General features: G+C 72.2%; 2 protein-coding genes. One reads left to right on the top strand and one right to left on the bottom strand.

What is annotated here, in order from left to right:
- Positions 1-413 (top strand): PUA domain-containing protein (locus IY392_RS16480; RefSeq protein ID WP_309234204.1); only part of this gene is annotated, 413 nt, incomplete at its 5' end.
- 38 nt (positions 414-451) lie between these two features.
- Here IY392_RS16480 and IY392_RS16475 read toward each other — a convergent pair.
- Positions 452-1,200, bottom strand: a 749-nt coding sequence (locus tag IY392_RS16475; RefSeq protein WP_194861807.1) for a Sir2 family NAD-dependent protein deacetylase, incomplete at its 5' end; no start/stop codon positions are given.

The raw sequence follows: 1,200 nt of genomic DNA, 5'->3' as shown, positions 1-1,200 counted from the left end.
CCGGCATCCCGGTGCTGCTCACCGCGGCCGAGCTGGCCTCGGAGGCACTGGCCGACGAGCCGCGGGTGGGCACGGTGTTCGCACCCCGGCCCGAGCGGATGACCGCGCGTCGGTTCTGGGTCCGCCACGCAGCCGACGCGCGGGGCGCGGTGATCCTGGACGACGGCGCGGTGCGTGCCATCACCGGATCGCGGCGCTCGCTGCTGCTGGCGGGTGTGACCGGCGTCGACGGGCTGTTCCACTTCGGCGACGTGATCGAGATGCGCGATCCCGCCGGTCAGACCGTCGCGAGGGGGATCGCCCAGTACGACTCGATCGAGGTGCGCTCGCGACTGGCCGACCGCGCCGCGGGCAGAGGTACGGCGGGCCAGGGACGTCCGCTCGTGCACGCCGACGACCTGGTGGCGCTCTAGACCTCGCCGGAGTGCCTGGTCGCTACAGGGCCTTGTCTCTACAGGGCCTGGTCGACGAGGGCGAGCACGTCCACGCAGTCGCCGTCGATCGTCAGGGTGGCCTCTGAGTGCGCCCGGGTGTGGCCGCGGTTGATCACGACCACGGGCGTGCCGGTGGTCACCGCACGCCGCACGAACCGGTACCCGGACCGGACGGTGAGAGAGGACCCGACGACGATGACGAGGTCGGACTCGTCGACCAGGTCGTTGGCCGCGGCCACGCGGTGCGCCGGAACGTTCTCCCCGAAGTAGACGATGTCGGGTTTGAGCACTCCCGAACACCGGCGGCAGTCCACCATGCGGAAGTCCGCGGTGTCGGCGAGAACGGCGTCCGCGTCCGGGGCGACCTCGATGGCGCCGCGTGTGGCCACCCGCTCCGCGAACCCGGGGTTGAGGCGGTCGAGCTCCTCGTGCAGTGCCCACCTGCTCTGGCGCAGCCCGCAGTCGAGGCACGTCACCACGGCGTAGGTGCCGTGGAGGTCCACGAGCCGGCGGCTGCCCGCCTTGAGGTGGAGCAGGTCGACGTTCTGGGTGATGACGCCGTGGACCAGCCCCCGGCGCTCCCAGTCGACCAGCAGCGCGTGGGCCGCGTTGGGTCGGGCGGCCTCCATGTGTCGCCAACCCAGGTGGTTGCGGGCCCAGTAGTGGCGCCGGAACCCGGGGTCACCGACGAACTGCTGGAAGGTCATGGGAGTCCGGGCGGGGGAGTCGGGGCCGCGGTAGTCCGGGATCCCGGAGGGGGTGGAGA

This window comes from Dietzia sp. SYD-A1, from assembly GCF_015356725.1.
Lineage (GTDB): Bacteria > Actinomycetota > Actinomycetes > Mycobacteriales > Mycobacteriaceae > Dietzia.
The sequence above is the reverse complement of the archived record's forward strand: the minus strand, read 5'-3'. Positions and strand labels throughout refer to the sequence as shown.